Raw genomic sequence first — 1,165 nt, 5'->3', positions numbered from 1 at the left:
AGGGCAGGGCTATCGCATATGGGTTAGCGCCTGGATGAGATAGTCGTCGTTCCAGGCGCATTTCTTGATGCGGTGGCTGATGGGGACTTTGTCGGCATCGGCTGCCTGGAGGACGTTTCTGGCGATGCGGGTGAGGATTGCGGTGTTTGCCGGAGCATTGTCCTTGCGGGCTCGGGATTGATCTTCGCCCAGATGAACGTCGAGCATCCAATGCAGCCCGTTCTCGATCTGCCAATGCGCCCTTGAGAGGTCGAGGGCTTGCTGTGGCGACAGCAGTGTCGAGGCCATGAACAGGCGCGTCAGCGGTTCGGCCTGATCGCGCCGGCTGGAGATGCGGATGAAGGCTTTATGGCCAGGCATCAGCGGCTCGGCAGTGGCCACGACCTCTGCCTGCCGCCACTCGTCGCGGCCATGGCTGGTCTCGGTCCGCTCCGCGACAGCGGGGGTGCTCCCGGCCAGATGTTGCTTGGCATGAACAACCCAATGCCGACGGTTGCCCTTAAGAGCGAGCAGGTAGTCGCCTCCCCGCTCGGTGATGGCCTCAGCCATGCGCGTGTGACAGTGGAGCGCATCGGCGGTGACCATTCTACCAGTAAGATCAATGAGTTCGACGACTTTGAGGGCAGCCTCGACCTCATTCTCGGCAGTGCCGGGCGATACCGCTGCCAGGCATAACCGTGTCTCGGTGGCGAAGGCCGACACCGTCAGAGGCGGACTGGCGGCAAGGCCCTTCTCATAGGCCCGCCGCAGCGCCTTACCGTCGAGGGCGACCACCTCCTGGCATGCCCGTGCAAAGCCTGCGGCAAAGGCTGCGAAGGCACGCCCGAAAGCCTCCGGATCCAGCAGCCGCAACAGCCGCGAGAAGGTGTCGTGACTGGGCGCCACCTCATACTCAATCAACCGCGACAGTGCCTGCCTGCGCTCTTGAGCAAACAACGAGAACTCTGTCGCGTTGTTTGCCCCGCACAGGCTTGCCGCGATCATCATCACGATCAGATCGCCAAGCCGATGCGTGGCGTTACCAGCGCGGGGGTCAGGCACGGCGCCGAAATAGCTTTCAAGGCTCGAAATGGCAGTCTCTCCCTCGTTAAGACTGCCTGCTCACAGAATCCCTTCTCAGCCCAACTTCAAGTCCCAAAAAGCCATATGCGATTCCCCTGCCCAC

1 protein-coding gene is annotated in these 1,165 nt (G+C 62.1%); it reads right to left on the bottom strand.

From position 1 onward, the window contains the following. Window positions 1–9: 9 nt before the first annotated feature. A complete protein-coding gene (locus tag EN846_RS33520) occupies window positions 10–1,041 on the bottom strand; it encodes an ISAs1 family transposase (RefSeq protein WP_245493564.1) in 1,032 nt (343 codons plus the stop codon). Window positions 1,042–1,165: the final 124 nt, after the last annotated feature.

It is taken from the genome of Mesorhizobium sp. M4B.F.Ca.ET.203.01.1.1 (genome assembly GCF_004791025.1).
Classification (GTDB): domain Bacteria; phylum Pseudomonadota; class Alphaproteobacteria; order Rhizobiales; family Rhizobiaceae; genus Mesorhizobium; species Mesorhizobium abyssinicae.
The sequence above is the reverse complement of the archived record's forward strand: the minus strand, read 5'-3'. Positions and strand labels throughout refer to the sequence as shown.